We start from the raw sequence: 18,513 nt of genomic DNA on the forward strand, positions 1-18,513 counted from the left end.
TACGGTCGGCGCCTCGATCACCGAGCCCAAGTACAAGGTCAACGTCAACACCATGGAGCACCTGGCCGCCAAGCGGCTGGAGCTCAACGAGATCGGGGTCTGCAATCTCAGCCTCGACGCCGCCATCGCCTTCGACCCCTACAAGGACAACCGCGACCTCGGCGGCTTCATCCTCATCGACCGGATCTCCAACCGCACCGTCGCCGCCGGCATGATCCATTTCGCCCTGCGCCGCAGCCAGAACGTCCACTGGCAGGCCCTCGACGTCGACAAGGCCGCCCGCGCCGCCCTCAAGGGCCAGCGCGGCCGGGTGGTATGGCTCACCGGTCTCTCCGGCTCGGGCAAGTCCACCATCGCCAACCTGGTGGAGAAGAAGCTGCACGCCAACGGTCGCCACACCTACCTGCTGGACGGCGACAATGTCCGCCATGGCCTCAACAAGGACCTGGGCTTCACCGATGAGGACCGGGTGGAGAACATCCGCCGCGTCGCCGAGGTGGCCAAGCTGATGGTGGACGCTGGCCTCATCGTCCTGGTGAGCTTCATCTCCCCCTTCCGGGCCGAGCGCCGCCTGGCCCGCGACCTCCAGGCCAAGGGCGACTTCGTCGAGGTCTTCATCGACACCCCACTGGCCGTCGCCGAGGCCCGCGACGTCAAGGGCCTCTACAAGAAGGCCCGCGCCGGGGAGCTGAAGAACTTCACCGGCATCGACAGCCCCTATGAGGAACCCGAGGCCCCCGAGATCCGCATCGACACCACCAAGACCTCCCCCACCGAGGCGGCCGAGATGATCACCGCATGGCTCGAGGGCGAACTGGACTACTCGATCTAGCTCGGCGTCAGGCGGCGGCCCGCATCTCCGCGGCGCCGCCGGCCTGGGAATAGAGGGCCTCCAACCGGGCCACCACCGGGTTGCGGATGATCTGGTAGGTCTCGAAGCGGTGCACGGCCGCCAGGTCGGTCTCCGCCACCAGCTTCAGCAGGTGGGTCAGGCCCGACACCTCGTCACCGCCCACCAGATCCACCTGGGCAGGATCGCCGGTCACCACCAGCCGCCCGTTGCGGCCGATGCGGGTGGCGGCCATCCGCATCTTACCCACCGTCATGTTCTGGGCCTCATCCACCAGCAGCATGCTGTCGTTGAAGGTCCGCCCCCGCATCCGCCCCAACGGCATGACCTCGATCATCCCGCGCTCGGTGAGCTGGCGAATCTCGTCGTGGCCGATGAGCTGGCGCAGTTCGTCCTCGATGGGGGTGAGCTGTTCGTCATAGGCGGTCTCCGCCCGCAGGACGGCGGTCATGGTCTCGCCCTCCAGCATCACCCGAGGCCGGGTCATCACCAGGTGCTTGATCCGCCCCTCGGCCAGCAGGCTCAGGCCCGCGGCTATGGCCAGGTGGGTCTTGCCGGTGCCGGTGGGCCCGACCCCGAAGATCAGGGAGCGATCGGAAAACAGCAGGGTGTTCATGAACCCCACCTGGCTGAGCGACATCGGCCGGACAGCCTGGCTGATCCCCTTGAGTCGGTAGGCCAGGTCGAACTTCAGGGCGTGGCCGATCGCGGCGGCGATCGCCTCCTCCACCAGGCCCTCGTGGCTTCCCTCGGTGCGCAGCAGCTCGGCGATCTTTTCCAGGATCGCCGCGGCAAGGGTCACGGCGATCTCGTCGCCGGCCAGGGCCAGGGCGTCGGGTCGGGGTGAGAACTGCACATGATAGGGGCGAAGGCCCTGCTCGATGCGCCGCAGCGCGGCCCCCTGCCCCGAAATCAGGCGCTCCACCAGCTGCGGCGCCAGGGCGACGACCTTGGACGCGGTCGCCTGGGTCGGGTCGTGGTGGGGCTCCAAGGATTCCTCCGGACGACGGCGTGACAGATCAACGTCACCAACATTCGCCACGAAGACTCAAGATTCACTTAAGCAACCACCTCGAATTAAGATCATAATGCTCTCGAATACCATCTACAGGATGCAATTCTCAATCAGAGCGACGCCTCATTTCGAGTATACCTCGCTGAGCCATCTTGATGATGCGGCCCACCACATCGCCCCCCAGAACTGCGGGACGATCTTTCCGAAATGCTCGCCGGCGCGCCGGCGCCGCCGACCTCCGTCGGCCCCCACCCCGCCATCCCGCCGCCACATCGTCGGGCCAGGGTCGCCTACATGACTCATCCCCGCCTGCTGGTCTGCGGCTTCGGATCCTTCCCGGCCGCCCCGCGCAACCCCGCCGCCGCCGCCGTCGAGGCCCTGGCGCAGGAGGCCTGGTCGCCCCAGGGAGTCGAGATGGACTATCTCAGCCTGTCGGTGGCCTGGACGGGATCGGTGGAGGCGATCCAGGCCGCCCTGGCGCAGCGGCCCGCCGACGCGGTGCTGGTGGTGGGGGGCGCCACCGAGTCCGACGCCTTCCGGGTGGAGACGGTGGGCCGCAACCGCGCCGCCCGCGCCAAGCCCGACCATGCGGGCGCGACTTGGGAGGGCTCGGTGATCCGGTCCGACGGGCCGGGCGCCCTGGCCTCCACGGCTCCGACCGACGAGATGCTGGGCGCCCTGATCGGCTCCAACCTCGCCGCGCGCCTGTCCGACGACGCCGGCGACTATCTCTGCAACTTCACCCTCTACCGCCTGCTGGCGGAGGCCGCGGCGCCGTCGGTGGGCTTCCTGCACGTGCCCCAGGCCCGCGAGTTCGCCGAGCGGGCCAGCAGCTGCCTCGCCGAGATCGATCAGGCGGTGCGCGCCAGCGTCCGCGCCATGGCCGACGCCCTCAGTCGTCCAGTCGCCGAACGCCGTAGAGCCTGACCGCCCCGGCCAGGCCGGCCAGGGACATGGCGGCCATGACGAAATAGCCCTTGGCCCCGATGCTGTCGAAGAGCGCGCCCGAGACGATGGTGGCCACCCCGCTCAGCACCCCGCCCGACAGGGCCGAATTGATGGTCTGGGCCGCCGAGGCGTTGGCGGGCCGCGACAGGCGGTCCACCAGTTGCAGCGATCCCATGAAGGTGGCCGCATAGGTCAGGGTGTGCAGCGCCTGGATTGGGAAGACGAGCCAGAGCGGCGGCGACATCGCCAGCGCCCCCCAGCGGACCACCGCGGCCACCCCGCCCAGGACCAGCAGGTTGCGCGCCCCGAACCGCCGCCGCCAGGGCTCCATGAACCACAGGAAGGCCACCTCGACCCCGACGCCCACGGCCCACAGGACGCCGGTCATGTCCTCCGGAATCCCCTGGTTGCGCCAGGCCAGGGTGGAGAAGGAATAGTAGAAAGCATGGGCCGACTGGATCAGGCCCGCCGAGACCACGACGAGCATGAAGTCCTTGTCGCGGAACAGGTCGCCCAGTCCGGCCATCCGCTCCGACAGGGCCGCGACCCCTCCCCCCTCCCGCACAGGGTCGGGCGGCAGCAGGTACTGGACGCCGACGCCGGTCATCAGGGCGGCCGCGGTGATCCAGACCAGGACCAGCTCTGGCGAGCCCCGGGCCAGCAGCAGGCCCATGCCGATATTGGCGACCACGAAGGCGGCCGAGCCGATGCCCCGCGGCCAGCCATAGTTGAAGCCATCGGCTTGCGACCGGGCCAGGACGATGACGTCGGTCAGGGGCACGATCGTCGCATAGAGGGTCGAGCCGATGAACCAGAGGCCAAACCACCAGGTGAAGCCGAAGGGCGCCGCCAGCAGACCGTAGGACAGGGCCAGGGCCAGACCCATGAGGATCAGGGGCGTGCGGCGCAGGGAGAAACTGTCGGCCCACATCGCCAGCAAGGGCGCGGTCACCACCCGCGCCAGCATCGGAGCGGAGAGGATGATCCCGATCTGCGCCCCGCTCAGGCCCCGGTGGTCGAACCAGACCGGGATATAGGGCGAGGCCGCGCCCGACCCCAGGAACAGGGTTCCGTAGAACAGACCAAGGCGCACCGTCGATGACATGGTCGACCACGCCTAGCGCGAGTCGGGCGCCGATTTCGTCATGGCGTAATTGGTAGCGCGAAGTGATCGCGTCGGCCCTTCCGCCGCGACCCGCAAGCGTGTAGCCGCAGGGGACGATGACCGACAAACTCCGCGCCGCCAGCGTCTCCGAACTGCTCGAACTGATCGGCCAGGGCAAGTCGCGCAAGGTGTCGGTGGCCGACATCCTGGAGACCTTCGGCGACCGCGCCTTCGGGGCCTTGATCTTCGTCTTCGCCGCCCCCCTGATCCTGCCCATGCCCCCCGGCGTCTCGGCCATCCTCGGCGCGCCGCTGGCCTTCATCACCGCCCAATGGATGCTCGGCCGCCGGACCCTTTGGCTGCCCAAGGCCCTGCTGGCGCGGACCATGAGCATGAGCGACTTCCGCGGCCTCTGCGCGAAGCTGACTCCGCATCTGGAGAAGATCGAGCGGCGGCTGAAGCCCCGATTGACCTTCATGTACAACCGCTTCGGCGACCGGCTGATGGGGGCGATCTGCTTCTCGCTGTCCATCGTCGTCTTCCTGCCGATCCCCTTCGGCAACATGCTGCCCTCCTTCGCCATCGCCGCCTTCGCCATCGGCGCCGCCGAACGGGACGGCTATGCGGCGATCATCGGCTGGGTGATGGCCGCGGTGAGCATCATCGTGCTGGGGGTGCTGTCCAAGGCGATCATCGCCGCCGTCGTGGCCTTCTTCGCCACCCTGCTCGGGATGTTCTGAGCCGGACCTACTTCCGGCGGGAGCGGAACAGCACCGGCCATTCCTCCGCCGGCAGGCCCCGGCACGCCGGCATCTCCACCTGTTCGGAGACGCGGAAGACCCGTCCGTCCCAGATCCAGGAATAGGCTCCGCCACAGTCGGCGATCCCCCGTCCCTTCTCGAAATTGCTCAGGGTCTGGGTCTCGGGGTCGAAGTCGACATTCATCAGCAGGTGGGTCGTCGAGCCGTCCAGGTTGGGGATCTGGGCGCGGCGGGCGTGGCCGCCCTGCTCGTCGGCCAGCAGGAAGCCGTAGATCTCGTTATAGGCGCCGCGGTAGCAGAGCTCTCCGAACAGCACCACGCCGGGGGACAGCCGCGCGATGATCGGGGCGTAGTCCTCCTCGTCGAGGGTCTCGTCGCAGTCCTCTCCCAGCAGGGCGCGCATGCCGGGCGGGAGCTTTTCGGGCAGGCCCTCCTGGGACACCACTGGACCCCGCCGGACCAGGGGAATCGGCGGCGGGGGCGGCACGGCGGAGGCGGGCTTGGGGCCTGCGGCCACCAGGGCGGTGACGGTGCCGGCCCGCCGCTGCTGGTCGTCCATCCAGCGCAGGGCCGCGGCGCTGCCGCTCAGCAGGACGTCGCCCCGCCCCGGCGCCAGGCTCAGGCGCGACCCGTTGCGGATGGCCGCCAGCAGGGCGCGACCCTGCGGCGCCGTCAGCACGACCTCGGCGTTACCCTTGGCCCGTGGGGCGAGCCCGGGGACGGGCTTGCCATCCACCCGAACCGCCCAAACCGCGCCAGGCCCGTTCTCTCCCACCATGACCAGCTTGATCCTGGCCGCCGCCGCCGCGGCCGGCCGGTCAACCCGCAGGAAGGGCTGTTCCTCCGAGTCCTCCGCCGAGAAACCATAGGCCGTGCAGTTGCGGGTGTTGTCGCAGACGACCGTCCAGTCCTGGAAGCTCCTGCTCGCCGCCTGGGCCGTCGTCGCCACCAAGACGCCCAGCAGGGCCGCGATCATCGACTTCATCGTCCGCTCCCGGTTGCCGACCACCGCGCGGAGCGTAAGGTCTGATCAAGCCATGGCAATTGGCGAACTGAGGGACACCCATGAGCCGACCCAACAGCCGAGACCGCGCCCTGCGCGAGCGCGCCGCCGCGGTGATCCCCGGCGGCATGTACGGCCACCAGGCGGTGGGCCTGCTGCCCGACGACTATCCGCAGTTCTTCGCCCGCGGCGAAGGCGCCCACCTCTGGGATGTCGATGGCAATCGCTATCTCGACTTCATGTGCGCCTATGGGCCCAACCTGTTCGGCTACGCCAATCCGGAGATCGACGCGGCCTATGTCCGCCAGCTCGGCCTGGGCGACACCCTGACCGGCCCCACCGAACTGATGGTCCGCCTGGCCGAGGAGATGGTCGCCCTGGTGAGCCACGCCGACTGGGCCATCTTCTGCAAGAACGGCACGGACGCCACCTCCATGGCGCTCTCCACCGCCCGCCAGCACACCCGGCGCAAGACCATCATCCGGGCCAAGGGCGCCTATCACGGCGCGGCCACCTGGTGCGTCAACCGCCCCGCCGGCACCATCGAGAGCGACCAGGCCCACCAGATCTTCTGCGACTACAACGACGTGGCGAGCCTGGAGGCCGCCGCCGCCAGGGCCGGCGATGACCTGGCGGCGATCTTCGCCGCCCCCTTCAAGCATGACGCCTTCATCGATCAGGCCGAGCCGGACCTGGCCTACGCCCGCAAGGCCCGCGAGATCTGCGACCGCACCGGCGCCCTGCTGATCGTCGATGAGGTGCGGGCGGGCCTGCGGTTGTCCCGCGACCTCTCCTGGTCGCGGATCGGGGTGGCGCCGGACCTGTCGACCTGGGGCAAGTGCCTGGCCAATGGCCACCCGATCTCGATGATGCTGGGCGCCGACAAGGCCCGGAAGGCCGCGACCCAGATCTATGTCACCGGCTCCTTCTGGTTCCAGGCCGCCCCCATGGCCGCGGCCCTGGAGACCCTGCGCCTGGTGCGCGACACCGACTATCTCGAGCGGCTCCAGACCCTGGGCGACCGGCTGGCCGACGGCCTGCGGGCGCGGGCCCAAGCGGCGGGCTTCGGCTTCCGGGTCTCGGGGCCGGTGCAGATGCCGCTCTTCCTGTTCGACGACGACCCGGACCTGCGCAAGGGCTTCTGCTGGTCCAGCGAGATGCTGAACCGCGGGGTCTACGTCCACCCCTGGCACAACATGTTCATGTGCGCGGCGATGACGCAGGCCGATATCGACGCGGCCCTGGACGCCGCCGAGGGGGCCTTCGCGGTGCTCAAGCGCCAGGCGCCCAGCCTCGAACCCGTCGCCAAGATGAGCTTCCTCATGCCCGCAGGCCAAAGGTAGGACCATGCCGTTTCCCGAGTATTCCGACTTCGACGGCCTGGGTCTGGCCGCCCTGGTGGCCAAGGGCGAGGTCAGCCCCCTTGACCTGGTGGACGCCGCCATCGAGCGGATCGAGCGGCACAATGGTTCGCTCAACGCGGTGGTCCACACCGCCTATGACGAGGCCCGCGCCCGGGCCGAGGGCCCCTTGCCCGACGGCCCCTTCAAGGGCGTGCCCTTCCTGATCAAGGACCTGGCCATGCCCGTGGCGGGGTGGCCCCGGACCTCGGGCAGCCGGTTCGCCGCCGATATCGTCGACGCCGAGGACGGCGGCCTGACCCGCCGGTATCGGGAGACGGGCGTCATCCCGCTCGGCAAGACCAACACGCCGGAATACGGCATCACCGGGACGACGGAGTCGGCCCTGCTGGGGCCCTGCCGCAATCCCTGGAACCCTCACCACATCTCCGGCGGCTCCTCCGGCGGCTCGGCCTCGGCGGTGGCGGCCGGCATGGTGCCCATGGCCCACGCCAGCGACGGCCTGGGGTCGATCCGCATCCCCGCGGCCTGCTGCGGCCTGGTGGGCCTGAAGGTCACCCGCGACCGCAATCCGAACCTGCCCGACGGCTTCGACTATGCCGCCGGCCTCGTGGTGGACCATGTGGTGACCCGCACCGTGCGCGACTCCGCGGCCATGCTGGACGCCACCGGCCGGCCCGAGCCCGGCGCCCCCTACCCCGCCCCGCCCAAGACCCGCCCCTACATGGAGGAGGTGGAGACCCACCCCGGCCGGCTGCGGATCGCCTGGTCCTCGGAGACCGCCTCGGGCCGGCCCATCGATCCGGAGATCCAGGCGGCCCTCGAACGGACCGCCGCGCGGCTCAAGGCCCTGGGACACGACGTCTTCCCGCGCGGACTCGGCATCGACTATCGCGCCCTCTACGCCGCCCGCGGACCGGTCAGCGGCGCCAACTTCGCCGCCGGCATGGCCCGGCTGATCGACGAGATCGGCCGCGAGCCCGAACCCCACGAACTGGAGCCCCTCACCTGGGCCTCGCTGAAGGGCGGCCGCAAGGTGACCGGCGCCGACGCCTTCCGCGCCCTGCAGGAACTGCGGATGCTCAATCGCAAAACCCTGGCGGCCTTCGAGGACATCGACGTCTATCTCTGCCCGGTGATGGGAACCCCGGTTCCGGAGATCGGCTTCATCGACCCGGTCAATCTGGAGCCCAAGGAGGTGAACCGCCGCCAGGGCGCGGCCTTCCCCTTCACCCCGCCGATGAACTTCTCCGGCCAGCCCTCGATCTCCCTGCCCCTGGAGATGTCAGCGAGCGGTCTGCCCATCGGCATGATGTTCAGTTCCCGCTACGCCGACGAAGCCACCCTCTTCCGCCTGGCCGCGCAACTTGAGAAGGAAGTCCCCTGGAAGGGTCGCCGTCCGCGGCTCTGGGGATAGATCCATGAGTGCTTGGTTTCGACTGGCCGCCATCGGCGGCTTCCTCTGCGTGGGCTTCGGCGCCTTCGCCGCCCACGGGATCACCGACCCCAAGGCCCAGGAATGGCTTCGGACCGGCGCGCTCTACGGCTTTGTCCATATGCTGGCGCTGTTCGCCGCCGCGCAGAGGCGCGGTCGTGGCGCGGCCCTCGCCCCGCCCCTGTTCCTGGCGGGCCTGGTGCTGTTCTCAGGCTCTCTATGGGCCATGGGCTTGGGCGCGCCGCGCTGGTTCGGGGCGATCACACCCCTCGGCGGCCTGGCCTTCATGGCCGGCTGGGCGGCGCTGGCCTGGAGCCGGCCTGCGGTACGAAGCTAGGCCTCATCGCCCCGCTTCGGCAGGGCCAGCAGCCTCAGCGCCAGGGCCGAGCCGGTGAGGGCCACGAGCATGGTCAGGACCATGGGCCTCGGCGTGCCGTCATGGAGGACGCCGGTGAGGCCCGAGGCCAGCGCGCCTACCCCGAAGGAGGCGCCGCCCATCAGGGCGGAGACCGAACCCGCCCGGCGGATGTCGACACTGAGGGCGCCGGCCATGGCGTTGCCCTGCATGAAGCCGTAGACGCTCAGGAGGACGAAGAGCAGGGGCAGCACGGTCCAGGGACCGCCGAACCCGCTCACCGCCGCCACCGCAAGCAGGGCCGCCGCGGCCACCGAAGCCAGGCTCGCACGGCCCAGAACCTCGTCGGGGGTCCATCGCCGCAGCAGGTAGCGGTTGATCTGGCTCGACGCGATGATCCCGACGGCGTTGAGGCCGAAGATGAACGGGAACTGGGCCACCGAGACGCCGTAGGTTCCCATCAATAGGCCCGGCGCGCTGGAGATATAGGTGAACAGGGTCGCCCCATTGAGCGCCCCCGCCACCGCATATCCCACCAGGCGCGGCTGCCGGATCAGGGCCAGATAGGCGCCGAAGGGACTTTCGGACTGGGCCTGGGCCAGGGTTTCGGCCGAGCGTGATTCTCTCACCCTCCAGAGCGCGGCGGCGCCCACCACCAGGCCGAACGCCGTCATGAACCAGAAGTTCAACCGCCAGCCCCCCGCCACCAGCAGGGCCGCCCCCAGCATCGGCGCCAGGATCGGCGCCAGCCCCATGATGAGGGTCATCAGCGACAGCATCCGCGCCGTCTCAGTGTGGTCGAAGCGGTCGCGGACCATGGCGCGCGCCACCACGCCGCCCGCGCAGCCGCCGAACGCCTGGACGAACCTCGCCCCGATCAGCATCTCCGGCGAGGAGGCCAGGGCGCAAACGATGGAGGCCAGGATGTAGATCGACACCCCGGCGAGGATAGGCGGCCTGCGCCCATAGCGATCCGAGGCCGGGCCGTAGACGAACTGGCCGACCGCCATGCCGGCGAAGAAGGCCGCGAGCGTCCCCTGGGTCTGGGCCGGCGTTGCGTGCAGATCGAGCCCGATGGCGGGCAAGCTCGACAGATACATATCGGTCGACATCGGCGCGAAGGCCGTCAGCGCGCCCAGCAGGATCACCATCCCCCAGGGGGTCTTGCCTTCGGCCTGGCGGCGGGGGTCGGTCATCGGCCCGTTCTAACCCGGTTCGGCCAGCTGAGAACCGCAAGGCTTGCCTTACGCGGAAGGAAGGCCCGCATGATGGGCGAAACGCTCAAGGAAACGCCGCCATGTCCGCCCTCGCCCGCCAGATGCCACCCGTGCAGCACGCCAACCTCAACGGCGTCGACATGGCCTATTACGAGGTGGGGCCGCGGGGCCAGGGCGTGCCGATCGTCTTCTGCCACGGATTCCCGGAGCTGGCCTTCTCCTGGCGCCACCAGCTCCGCGCCTGCGAGGCCGCCGGCCGTTGGGCCATCGCCCCGGACCAGCGCGGCTACGGCCTCACCTCGCGTCCCGAGGCCGTCACCGACTACGACCTGGAGCACCTGACCGGCGACCTCGTCGGCCTGCTGGACCACCTCGGCGTGGAGAAGGCCATCTTCTGCGGTCATGACTGGGGCGGCATCGTCACCTGGCAGATGCCGCTGATGCATCCCGACCGCTGCGCCGGGATCATCGGGCTCAACACCCCCTTCATGCCGCGGGGCCCCTTCGACCCCATCGCGGCGATGCGCATGGCCTTCGGCGAGGACATGTACATCGTCTGGTTCCAGAAGCCGGGCGTGGCCGACGCCGTGCTGGGCGCCGACGTCGACAAGACCATGCGCTTCTTCATGCGCAGGCCAGCCGCCCTGGGCGAGGCCGAGGCCGGCGCGGGCCTGGACATGTCGACCCCGGCCGCCGAGGGCCAGTCCACCTTCGCCTTCGGTGACCTGCTGGACGCCTGGGACAAGTCCGACACCGCCAACCAGTTGCTGACCCCCGACGAGCTGGCGGCCTTCGTGGAGAGTTTCGAGGCCACGGACTTCACCGGCGGGATCAACTGGTACCGCAACTTCACCCGCAACTGGGAACGCTCGGCCGACCTGCCGACCCGCGTCGACAACATTCCCTGCCTGATGATCATGGCCGAGAAGGACGTGGTGCTTTCGCCCGCCATGGCCGAGGGGATGGAGGCCTATATCGGCGACCTGGAGAAGGCCCTGGTGAAGGATTCCGGCCACTGGACGCAGCAAGAAAAGCCTAAAGAGGTCAATGACCTCATCCTCGGCTGGATGGACCGCCGCTTCCCGCGCTAGATTGGGGGCGATGGAACGCAACACCCCGCCGCCCGCCCTCTCCTCCTCCGCCAACCGCCGAGGTCTCTTCCCGGAGAGCGAGCCCTATACCTATGGCTGGCTGCCCACCGGCGGGGAGCACGAGATCTTCTACGAGGCCTGCGGCAACCCCGAGGGCAAGCCCTGCGTCATCCTGCACGGCGGTCCGGGCGGGGCCATCAACCCGACGATGCGGCGGTTCTTCAACCCCGCGAAGTGGAACATGGTGCTGTTCGACCAGCGCGGCTGCGGCAAGTCGCGCCCCAACGCCAGCCTGGAGGACAACACCACCTGGTCGCTGATCGACGACATCGAGCGGCTGCGCATCCACCTGGGCGTCGAGAAGTGGACGGTGTTCGGCGGCTCCTGGGGCTCGACCCTGGCGCTCGCCTACGCCATCACCCATCCGCAGCGGGTCGAGGCCCTGGTGTTGCGCGGGGTCTTCCTGCTGACCCAGAGGGAGCTGCGCTGGTTCTACCAGGACGGCGCGTCCTTCCTGTTCCCCGACGCCTGGCAGAAGTTCCTGGCCCCGATCCCCGAGGCCGAGCGCGGCGACCTGGTCAGCGCCTATCACCGCCGCCTGACCCACAAGGACCGCCGCGTCCAGGCCGAGGCCGCCGCGGCCTGGAGCCAGTGGGAGGGCGACACCATCTCCATCCGCGGTCCGGAGGCCCGGCCCTCGAAGTTCAACGAGATCGACTTCGCCATCGCCTTCGCTCGCATCGAGTGCCATTTCTTCGCCAATCGCGGCTTCTTCAATGAGGACGGCTGGATCCTGAAGAACATCGGCAAGATCCGCGGCATCCCCGGCTGGATCGTCCAGGGCCGCTTCGACGTGGTCACCCCGATGGAGAGCGCCTGGAACCTGAAGACCGCCTGGCCCGAGGCCCGCTTCGAGGTGGTCTGGGACGCCGGCCACGCCTCCACCGAGCCCGGCATCGTCGACGGCTTGGTGCGGGCGACAGACCAGGCGTTTTCGGTCTGACCTAGTTGGCGGCCGCGGCCGCGGGCGCCGGCGCGGCCAGCAGCGGCCCCAACAGGGCGTCCAGCTCGGCTTCGCTGAAGGCGTCGGCCTTGGCGTAGCGCACCACCCCGGCCCGATCGATCACGTAGTTGGTGGGCACGGCGCCCCCCACCGTGCCGTAGCCGCGGCCCGACATCCTCGAAATCAGGGGAAAGCTGAGCAGGCCTTCCAGGGGCTTGAGCTTGGCCGGTGGGACCGAGCCCTCGGTGGTGATGGCCAGGATCTTCAGGCCGCGGGCCGAGTGGCGGCGATAATAGGCATTGAGGATCGGCAGCTCGCGGCGGCAGGGCCCGCACCAGGTCGCCCAATAGTTGAGGACGATCACCTGCCCCTTCAGGTCCTCCAGGGCGATCTTCTCGCCGGCGAAGGTGGTCACCGTGAAGGCCGGCGCGACCTGGCCGACCTTGGCCCGGGCGGCCGCGGGGCCGGCGATCAGGATCAGGATCAAGGCGCCCAGGGCGCCGGTCAGGCTTCGCAACATGTCTGTCCCCCAAGGCCAAGCTGTTGCGCGCCACGGTTGTTGTCAACCGGGCGCTCTGGATGGCGGCCGCAGTCCGTCCATCAGGATGTCGATCAGACGCCGGGCGCTGGCCTGCCGCCCCGAGCTGCTGTCGCCGTAGGCCAAGCCCACCAGGGGCGCCCTAGAGGAAACTGCCCTTGCCGCTGGTGACTTCGGAGTAGCGGTGGACGCGGACGGCCTGGACCAGGCCAAAGCCGATCATCACCGTGGCCATGACGGTGCCCCCGTAGGAGAGCATGGGCATGGGCACGCCCACCACTGGGGCCAGGCCCATCACCATGCCGCCATTGATCATCACATAGAGCGAGAAGGTCGCCGTGACCCCGGCCGCCGACAGCCGTCCGAAGTGCGAGTGGGCGAGCGAGGCTGTGCGCAGGGCCATGAAGATCACCACCGCGTAGAGGAAGAGCACGGAGAAGCAGCCCACGAAGCCGAACTCCTCGGCGAGGGTCGCGAAGATGAAGTCGGTCTGCTTCTCGGGCAGGAAGTTGAGCTGGCTCTGGGAGCCCAGGCCGTAGCCCTTGCCCAGGAAGCCGCCGGAGCCCAGGGCGATCTTGGACTGCAGGATGTGGTAGCCGGACCCCGACGGGTCGCTCTCCGGGTCCAGGAAGGTGAAGATGCGTTTGCGCTGGTAGTCGTGCAGCACGAACATCACCATCGGCGGGACGGCCACCGCCGCCGCCCCGAGTCCGGTGGCGATCACCCGCCAGTCCAGGCCCGCCAGCACCACCACCGCCACGCCGGTCATGAGGATCAGCATGGCGGTGCCGAGGTCCGGCTGGTGAGCGACCAGCAGGACGGGCGCCCCGATCATCAGGATCGGGATCAGCAGCCACCAGGAGAAGCGGGCGTCGTCGGCCGAGATCGAGTGGTAGAAGCGCGCCAGGGCCAACACGATCCCCAGCTTCATCACCTCCGACGGCTGGAAGCTGCCCAGGGGTCCGAGATCCAGCCAGCGTTGGGCGCCCATCCGCACGTCGCCGATCGCCTCCACCAGGACCAGCAGGACAAGCCCTAGGCCGTAGAGCGGATAGGCGAGCGCGAACCAGACCCGCAGATCGACCATGGCCAGGACGACCATGACCACGAACAGGATGCCGAAGCGCAGCAGGTGCGCGCCCGCCCAGGGCTCCCAGGAGGAGCCGGCGATGGAGAACATCATCAGGGCCCCGGCGCCGGCGATCAGGCACAGGGCGAAGGAGAACAGCCAGTCGATTTCGCTGAACTTGACGACCAGACGGTCGCGCTCGCCGGGACGGGTCAGGGCGCTGACGGTCATATGTGGCCTCCGGGCGGCGGGAGGTTCGGCGGCGCGCCGGCGACGGGCGCCTCGGGCGCGGCGCCCTCGGCCAGACCGTCGGGGGTGAGCTCCGGCATGGGCAGGGGCTTCTCGATGCGGGCGCGGATCTCCGGATCCTTCAGCAGCGCCACGCGCATCACCTCGCGGGCCCGCGGGGCGCCGGCCGTGGCGCCGCCCAGCCCGCCGTGCTCGACGATGACCGACAGCGCGTAGCGCGGCGCGTCATAGGGGGCGAAGGCGACGAAGAGGTTGTGGTCCTTGAGCTTCCACTGGACGCTGGCGCTGTTGCGGTCGGCGACATTGTCGTAGCTGCGGACCTGGGCTGTGCCGGTCTTGCCGGCCATCATCACGTCCCCCAGGCCCAGCTGGCTCTGGCGGTAGGCCGTGCCGCTGACGTCGTTGGCCACGGCGATCATGCCGCCGCGCACATAGTCGATGTGTTCCTGCTTGAACGGCAGGTCGGGCACGGCCGCCCCGCTGGGCATCTCCTTGCCCCCGATCGAGCGCACCAGGCGTGGGTTGAGCGCCTTGCGGCCATTGGCCAGGCGCGCGGTCATCACCGCGAGTTGCAGGGCGTTGACGTTGATGTAGCCCTGGCCGATGCCGTAGCTGACGGAGTCCCCCGGCTGCCAGACCGGCTCGCGCTTGACGGCCTTGCGTTTCCACTCCCGCGAGCCGACGACCCCCTTCTTCTGGCCTGGAATGCCCAGGTCGAAGACCTGGCCGAAGCCGAGCGCGTGGGCTGCGCGGGCGATGGGGTCGGGGCCGACCCGCAGGGCCGTCTGATAGAAATAGACGTCGCAGGAGTTCTTGATGGCGTCGTGCATGTTCTGGGAGCCGTGCCCCCCATGCTTCCAACAGCGCCAGGTGCGGCCGCCATAGTACCAGCCGCCCGTGCAGTTGACCCGCTGCTCCGGATCGATACCGGCCTCCAGGGCGGCAAGCGCCACGGTGGGCTTGAAGGTCGAGCCCGGCGGGTAGAGGCCCGACATGGCCTTGTCCAGCAGGGGCTTGCGCTCGTAATTGGCCAGCGCCCGGTATTCGCTCCCGGTCATGCCGCGCACGAAGCGGTTGGCGTCGAAGCTGGGCGCCGAGGCCATGCACAGCACGTCCCCGGTCCGGCAATCGAGCATGACCACCGCCCCGCTCTCGTCGCCCATGACCTCCAGCGCGCGGGTCTGGATGTCGGCGTCCAGGGAGAGCTGGATCTCCTTGCCCGGGGTGGCCGGGATGTCGCCGCCGGAGTCCTGGCGGACCTCGCGGCCGTTGGCGTCGACTTCGACCTTCTGGGCGCCGGGTCGGCCGCGCAGCGGCAGGTCGAAGGCCTTCTCCACCCCCTGGCGCCCGATCCGGAAGCCCGGGTGCAGCATGATAGCCTCGGAGTTCGGGCCGGTGGGCGCCAGGTCCTCCTTGTTGACCTTGGCCACGTAGCCGATGACGTGGGCGAAGGCCCCGCCGTGCGGATAGACCCGCACCTCGCCCATGTCGGCGGTGACGCCGGGCAGTTCGGGGGCGCGGACATTGATCGCCGAGAACTGCTCCCAGCTCATGTCCTCCATCACCGAGACCGGCGAGCGCTTGGGCGCCCGGATCAGGTCCTTGGTCAGGCGAGTCTGGCGCTCGGCGTCCAGGGGCACGAAATTGGCCAGGGTCTTGAGGGTGTCGGCGGGATCGAGCTTGCCGTCCTTGGAGACCAGCAGCCGGAAGTTGGGCCGATTGGAGGCCAGGACCACGCCATTGCGGTCGACGATCAGGCCGCGCGGCGGCGGCACCAGCCGGAAATTGAACTGGTTGGAGGCCGACATCTTCTCGTAGCGCTGGGCCTCCACGAGCTGGAGGTGGGCCAGACGGCCGGTCAGGGCCAGCAGGCCCAGGCCCGAGAGCCCGCCCATGAGGAAGGCCCGGCGGTGGAACACCCCCTGCCGCTCATTGACCTCGGTGAAGAAGATGGACGGTTCGCTCATGCGCCCGACATCCTAACGGAACCGCACATCGGCGTCCTCGAACCTGTCGATCAGCCGGTGGGCGAAGGGGTAGAGCAGGATTGTGGCGAGGAATTGCCAGAACACCGCGATCAGGCTGGGGGAGGCCCGCGCGTCCAGGCGGGTGAACAGGAAGCCCGCCAGGCTGGCGATGCCGCAGGCCGCGGCGAACCAGGCCCACATCATCGGCCGGCTCTGGCCCACCATCCAGTTGCGGCAGAGCAGGACGACCCCATAGGCGGTCAGCAGCGACAGGGCCCAGAGCCCGATGGGCGAGCCCCAGAAGATGTCCAGGATCAGCCCCATCAGCAGGACCCCGAAGGGCGCGATGATCGAGGGCCGGATCACCGCCCAGGCGAAGGCCGGGACCATGCAGAAGACCGGCTCAGGCAGCTGCAGGCTGAAGACCCGCAGCGGGATGCCGAACAGCAGGGTCCAGCCCAGGCACTGGAGCATCGGAAAGCCTAGCCAGCGCCACGGATCCAGAGGACGGGCGGCCGAAAGGCTCAAAACGGAACCTCCGGCGCGGCGGCCTGGGGCGGTGGCGCGGTGGCTGGCGGCGTGGCGGGCGCCGGCTTGGGCGCGGCGGGCTTGACGGCGGGCTTCGGCGTCGCCGGCTTGGCGGCGACGGGCTTGGCCGCCGGGGGTTTGGCCGGGGACGTCACCGTCGCCGTGATGGTGGTGGGGGGCTTGGCCGCCGGCGCGCCAGGCGTCACGAGGCTGGCCACCGGCGAGGCCGGCGGCGGGACCGGCATCTTGTCGAGCTCCTCCTGCTGGGCCTTGGCCAGCTGGGAGAAGTCCTGGAACAGCAGGATGCGGACGAAGTCGATGGGGGCGGCGTCCGAGGCCAGGATCACCCGCCAGCGGCCGTCCAACCCCTTGACCGCCACGCCCACCGGCAGGCCGCGCGGCAGCACGCCGCCGTCGCCGGAGGTCAGCACCCGGTCGCCCTGCTTCACCGGGTCCTTGCCCCGCAGGTAGTCGAGCTTGGGATTGGGTCCGCCGTCGCCGGTCAGGATGGCGCGCGCATTGGTGCGGTCGATCATCACCGGGGTGCGCGAGGCGATGTCGGTGAGCAGCAGGATGCGGCTGGCGCCCCGGGTCACGCCGATGACACGGCCCACCAGGCCGCTCTCGCTCATCACCGGGTTACCCGGCTGGATGTTCTTCTCCACCCCGGCATTGGCCAGGCGGGTGTTGGCGAAGGGGCCGCGGCTGTCGCTCACCGTGCGGGCGGCGACCATCGGGATCGGCGGCTCGGTCTTCAGGCCCAGCAGGGATTTGTAGCGGTCATTGGTGTCGCGCAGGGCGATGGCGACATCGCGCCACTGGCGGGCTTCCTTCAGCTCGGCCTTGAGGCGGCGGTTCTCGGAGACCGCGAACAGGTAGTCGCGCAGGTTCTCCATTCCCAGGCCCGTCCAGCGGCCGGGCGCGGCGAGCGCTCCGCTGACCGGGGCGGCGACCGCGTCACCCACCTGGCGCGTGACGCCATAGGCCTCGGATTGGAAGGTCTCGCGCCGGTCGGAGAGCAGCAGGGCGACGGCCACGACGACGGCCACGATCAGGGCCACCGCGGCGGTCCACGCCAACGGCACCTTCAGTTCGCCAAACGGACTTTCTCGAAAAGCCACCTAGCCGCCCGTCTTCAGGAGATCGAGACGCCTCGCTCCCCCACGCCGATGTGCAAGTTTTACGCCAGCGTCGATTCGAGCACGCCCTTCATCCACTTGGGATGTTCGAGCACCTTGCCGCACCCAAGCGCGACGCAGGACAGCGGATCGTCGGCCACCGTCACCGGCAAGCCGGTGTGATCGCGGATCTCGGCGTCCAGGCCCCGCAGCAGCGCCCCGCCGCCGGTGAGCATGATGCCCTTGTCGGCGATGTCGGAGGCCAGTTCCGGCGGCGTGGCCTCCAGGGCCATCTTCACCGCCTCGACGATCTGGCCCACCGGCTCGGCGAGGGAGTCGGAGGCCTGCTTCTCGCTGATGCGCACTTCGCGCGGAACGCCCTGCATCAGGTCGCGGCCCTTGACCTCGATGGACAGGCCCTCGCCGTCGGCCGGAGCCCGGGCGGTGCCTATCTCCTTCTTGATGCGCTCTGCGGTGGTCTCGCCGATCAGCAGGTTATGATTGCGACGCATGTAGCTGATGATCGCCTCGTCCATCTTGTCGCCGCCGACGCGGACCGAGCGCGAATAGACGATGCCCGAGAGCGACAGGACCGCCACCTCGGTGGTGCCGCCGCCGATGTCCACCACCATCGAGCCGGTGGGCTCGTGGATCGGCAGGCCCGCGCCGATGGCCGCGGCCATGGGCTCGTCGATCAGGCCCACGCGGCGGCCGCCGGCGTTGAGGCAGCTATCGTTGATGGCGCGGCGCTCCACCGCCGTGGCGCCGGACGGCACGCAGACGATGACCTTGGGGTTCACGAAGCCCTTGCGGTTGTGAACCTTGCGGATGAAGTACTTGATCATCTCCTCGGCGACTTCGAAGTCGGCGATGACCCCGTCGCGCATGGGGCGGATGGCC

18 protein-coding genes are annotated in these 18,513 nt (G+C 69.5%); 8 read left to right on the top strand and 10 right to left on the bottom strand.

Features of this window, described 5'->3' with window-relative positions:
• A partial coding sequence (gene cysC, locus Q7T09_RS12545; protein WP_304700085.1) for an adenylyl-sulfate kinase occupies nt 1–832 on the top strand: 832 nt, incomplete at its 5' end.
• 7 nt (nt 833–839) lie between these two features.
• Here the strand turns inward: cysC and Q7T09_RS12550 are convergent.
• Nucleotides 840–1,841, bottom strand: a complete 1,002-nt coding sequence (locus Q7T09_RS12550) for a PhoH family protein (RefSeq protein WP_304700086.1) — start codon at nt 1,839–1,841, stop codon at nt 840–842.
• A 318-nt stretch (nt 1,842–2,159) separates the two neighbouring features.
• On the opposite strand from Q7T09_RS12550, the gene Q7T09_RS12555 reads away from it, so the two are divergent.
• A complete protein-coding gene (locus Q7T09_RS12555) occupies nt 2,160–2,792 on the top strand; it encodes a hypothetical protein (protein ID WP_304700087.1) in 633 nt (210 codons plus the stop codon).
• On the opposite strand, the gene Q7T09_RS12560 is transcribed toward Q7T09_RS12555, so the two are convergent.
• A complete protein-coding gene (locus Q7T09_RS12560) occupies nt 2,758–3,918 on the bottom strand; it encodes an MFS transporter (RefSeq protein WP_304700089.1) in 1,161 nt (386 codons plus the stop codon). The two genes, Q7T09_RS12555 and Q7T09_RS12560, sit on opposite strands and share 35 nt — an antisense overlap.
• Nucleotides 3,919–4,034: 116 nt before the next feature.
• Between Q7T09_RS12560 and Q7T09_RS12565 the strand changes: the two genes are divergently transcribed.
• The gene (locus tag Q7T09_RS12565) at nt 4,035–4,658 is read left to right on the top strand and encodes an exopolysaccharide biosynthesis protein (RefSeq protein ID WP_304700090.1); all 624 of its coding nucleotides are present in this window, start codon (nt 4,035–4,037) and stop codon (nt 4,656–4,658) included.
• Nucleotides 4,659–4,665: 7 nt separating this feature from the next.
• Here Q7T09_RS12565 and Q7T09_RS12570 read toward each other — a convergent pair whose 3' ends face one another.
• Entirely contained in the window at nt 4,666–5,664 is a 999-nt protein-coding gene (locus Q7T09_RS12570; protein ID WP_304700091.1) for a DUF1176 domain-containing protein, read from the bottom strand.
• An 80-nt stretch (nt 5,665–5,744) separates the two neighbouring features.
• Between Q7T09_RS12570 and Q7T09_RS12575 the strand changes: the two genes are divergently transcribed.
• Genes Q7T09_RS12575 through Q7T09_RS12585 form a run of 3 tightly spaced genes read left to right on the top strand, consistent with a single transcriptional unit; the run spans nt 5,745 to nt 8,815 of the window.
• Nucleotides 5,745–7,025, top strand: a complete 1,281-nt coding sequence (locus Q7T09_RS12575) for an aminotransferase class III-fold pyridoxal phosphate-dependent enzyme (protein WP_304700093.1) — start codon at nt 5,745–5,747, stop codon at nt 7,023–7,025.
• 4 nt (nt 7,026–7,029) lie between these two features.
• Nucleotides 7,030–8,460, top strand: a complete 1,431-nt coding sequence (locus Q7T09_RS12580; RefSeq protein ID WP_304700095.1) for an amidase — start codon at nt 7,030–7,032, stop codon at nt 8,458–8,460.
• A gap of 4 nt (nt 8,461–8,464) precedes the next feature.
• Complete coding sequence (locus tag Q7T09_RS12585; RefSeq protein ID WP_304700097.1) at nt 8,465–8,815, top strand: DUF423 domain-containing protein; 351 nt, start codon at nt 8,465–8,467, stop codon at nt 8,813–8,815.
• On the opposite strand, the gene Q7T09_RS12590 is transcribed toward Q7T09_RS12585, so the two are convergent.
• On the bottom strand, nt 8,812–10,029 hold the full coding sequence (locus Q7T09_RS12590) for a multidrug effflux MFS transporter (protein WP_304700098.1): 1,218 nt from the start codon (nt 10,027–10,029) through the stop codon (nt 8,812–8,814). The genes Q7T09_RS12585 and Q7T09_RS12590 overlap by 4 nt on opposite strands.
• A 101-nt stretch (nt 10,030–10,130) precedes the next feature.
• Between Q7T09_RS12590 and Q7T09_RS12595 the strand changes: the two genes are divergently transcribed.
• Both Q7T09_RS12595 and pip read left to right on the top strand, forming a co-directional pair.
• The gene (locus Q7T09_RS12595; RefSeq protein ID WP_304700099.1) at nt 10,131–11,141 is read left to right on the top strand and encodes an alpha/beta fold hydrolase; all 1,011 of its coding nucleotides are present in this window, start codon (nt 10,131–10,133) and stop codon (nt 11,139–11,141) included.
• Between the two features lie 10 nt (nt 11,142–11,151).
• Nucleotides 11,152–12,144, top strand: a complete 993-nt coding sequence (gene pip, locus Q7T09_RS12600; protein ID WP_304700101.1) for a prolyl aminopeptidase — start codon at nt 11,152–11,154, stop codon at nt 12,142–12,144.
• 1 nt (nt 12,145) lies between these two features.
• Here the strand turns inward: pip and Q7T09_RS12605 are convergent, their stop codons facing one another.
• The 6 genes from Q7T09_RS12605 to Q7T09_RS12630 form a co-directional block, all read right to left on the bottom strand.
• A complete protein-coding gene (locus Q7T09_RS12605; protein ID WP_304700102.1) occupies nt 12,146–12,664 on the bottom strand; it encodes a TlpA disulfide reductase family protein in 519 nt (172 codons plus the stop codon).
• 160 nt (nt 12,665–12,824) lie between these two features.
• On the bottom strand, nt 12,825–13,982 hold the full coding sequence (rodA, locus tag Q7T09_RS12610; RefSeq protein WP_304700104.1) for a rod shape-determining protein RodA: 1,158 nt from the start codon (nt 13,980–13,982) through the stop codon (nt 12,825–12,827).
• Complete coding sequence (gene mrdA, locus Q7T09_RS12615) at nt 13,979–15,967, bottom strand: penicillin-binding protein 2 (protein WP_304700106.1); 1,989 nt, start codon at nt 15,965–15,967, stop codon at nt 13,979–13,981. Before mrdA ends, rodA begins: the two co-directional genes overlap by 4 nt.
• A gap of 12 nt (nt 15,968–15,979) precedes the next feature.
• Nucleotides 15,980–16,495, bottom strand: coding sequence for a hypothetical protein (locus tag Q7T09_RS12620; protein WP_304700109.1), 516 nt, complete (start codon nt 16,493–16,495; stop codon nt 15,980–15,982).
• Nucleotides 16,492–17,616: a rod shape-determining protein MreC gene (gene mreC, locus Q7T09_RS12625; protein WP_304700111.1), complete on the bottom strand. Its 1,125-nt coding sequence runs from the start codon at nt 17,614–17,616 to the stop codon at nt 16,492–16,494. Before mreC ends, Q7T09_RS12620 begins: the two co-directional genes overlap by 4 nt.
• A gap of 59 nt (nt 17,617–17,675) precedes the next feature.
• Nucleotides 17,676–18,513: rod shape-determining protein (locus Q7T09_RS12630; protein ID WP_304700113.1), on the bottom strand; the 838-nt coding region annotated here is incomplete at its 5' end.

This window comes from Phenylobacterium sp., from assembly GCF_030645195.1.
Lineage (GTDB): Bacteria > Pseudomonadota > Alphaproteobacteria > Caulobacterales > Caulobacteraceae > Phenylobacterium.

Bases quoted from the DNA above. Each gene is read 5' to 3' on its own strand.
- Q7T09_RS12590 (WP_304700098.1), bottom strand. From the start codon at position 10,029: ATGACCGACCCCCGCCGCCAGGCCGAAGGCAAGACCCCCTGGGGGATG.
- Q7T09_RS12585 (WP_304700097.1), top strand. From the start codon at position 8,465: ATGAGTGCTTGGTTTCGACTGGCCGCCATCGGCGGCTTCCTCTGCGTG.
- Q7T09_RS12595 (WP_304700099.1), top strand. From the start codon at position 10,131: ATGTCCGCCCTCGCCCGCCAGATGCCACCCGTGCAGCACGCCAACCTC.
- rodA (WP_304700104.1), bottom strand. From the start codon at position 13,982: ATGACCGTCAGCGCCCTGACCCGTCCCGGCGAGCGCGACCGTCTGGTC.
- Q7T09_RS12575 (WP_304700093.1), top strand. From the start codon at position 5,745: ATGAGCCGACCCAACAGCCGAGACCGCGCCCTGCGCGAGCGCGCCGCC.
- mrdA (WP_304700106.1), bottom strand. From the start codon at position 15,967: ATGAGCGAACCGTCCATCTTCTTCACCGAGGTCAATGAGCGGCAGGGG.
- Q7T09_RS12560 (WP_304700089.1), bottom strand. From the start codon at position 3,918: ATGTCATCGACGGTGCGCCTTGGTCTGTTCTACGGAACCCTGTTCCTG.
- pip (WP_304700101.1), top strand. From the start codon at position 11,152: ATGGAACGCAACACCCCGCCGCCCGCCCTCTCCTCCTCCGCCAACCGC.
- Q7T09_RS12580 (WP_304700095.1), top strand. From the start codon at position 7,030: ATGCCGTTTCCCGAGTATTCCGACTTCGACGGCCTGGGTCTGGCCGCC.
- Q7T09_RS12605 (WP_304700102.1), bottom strand. From the start codon at position 12,664: ATGTTGCGAAGCCTGACCGGCGCCCTGGGCGCCTTGATCCTGATCCTG.
- Q7T09_RS12555 (WP_304700087.1), top strand. From the start codon at position 2,160: ATGACTCATCCCCGCCTGCTGGTCTGCGGCTTCGGATCCTTCCCGGCC.
- Q7T09_RS12565 (WP_304700090.1), top strand. From the start codon at position 4,035: ATGACCGACAAACTCCGCGCCGCCAGCGTCTCCGAACTGCTCGAACTG.
- Q7T09_RS12570 (WP_304700091.1), bottom strand. From the start codon at position 5,664: ATGAAGTCGATGATCGCGGCCCTGCTGGGCGTCTTGGTGGCGACGACG.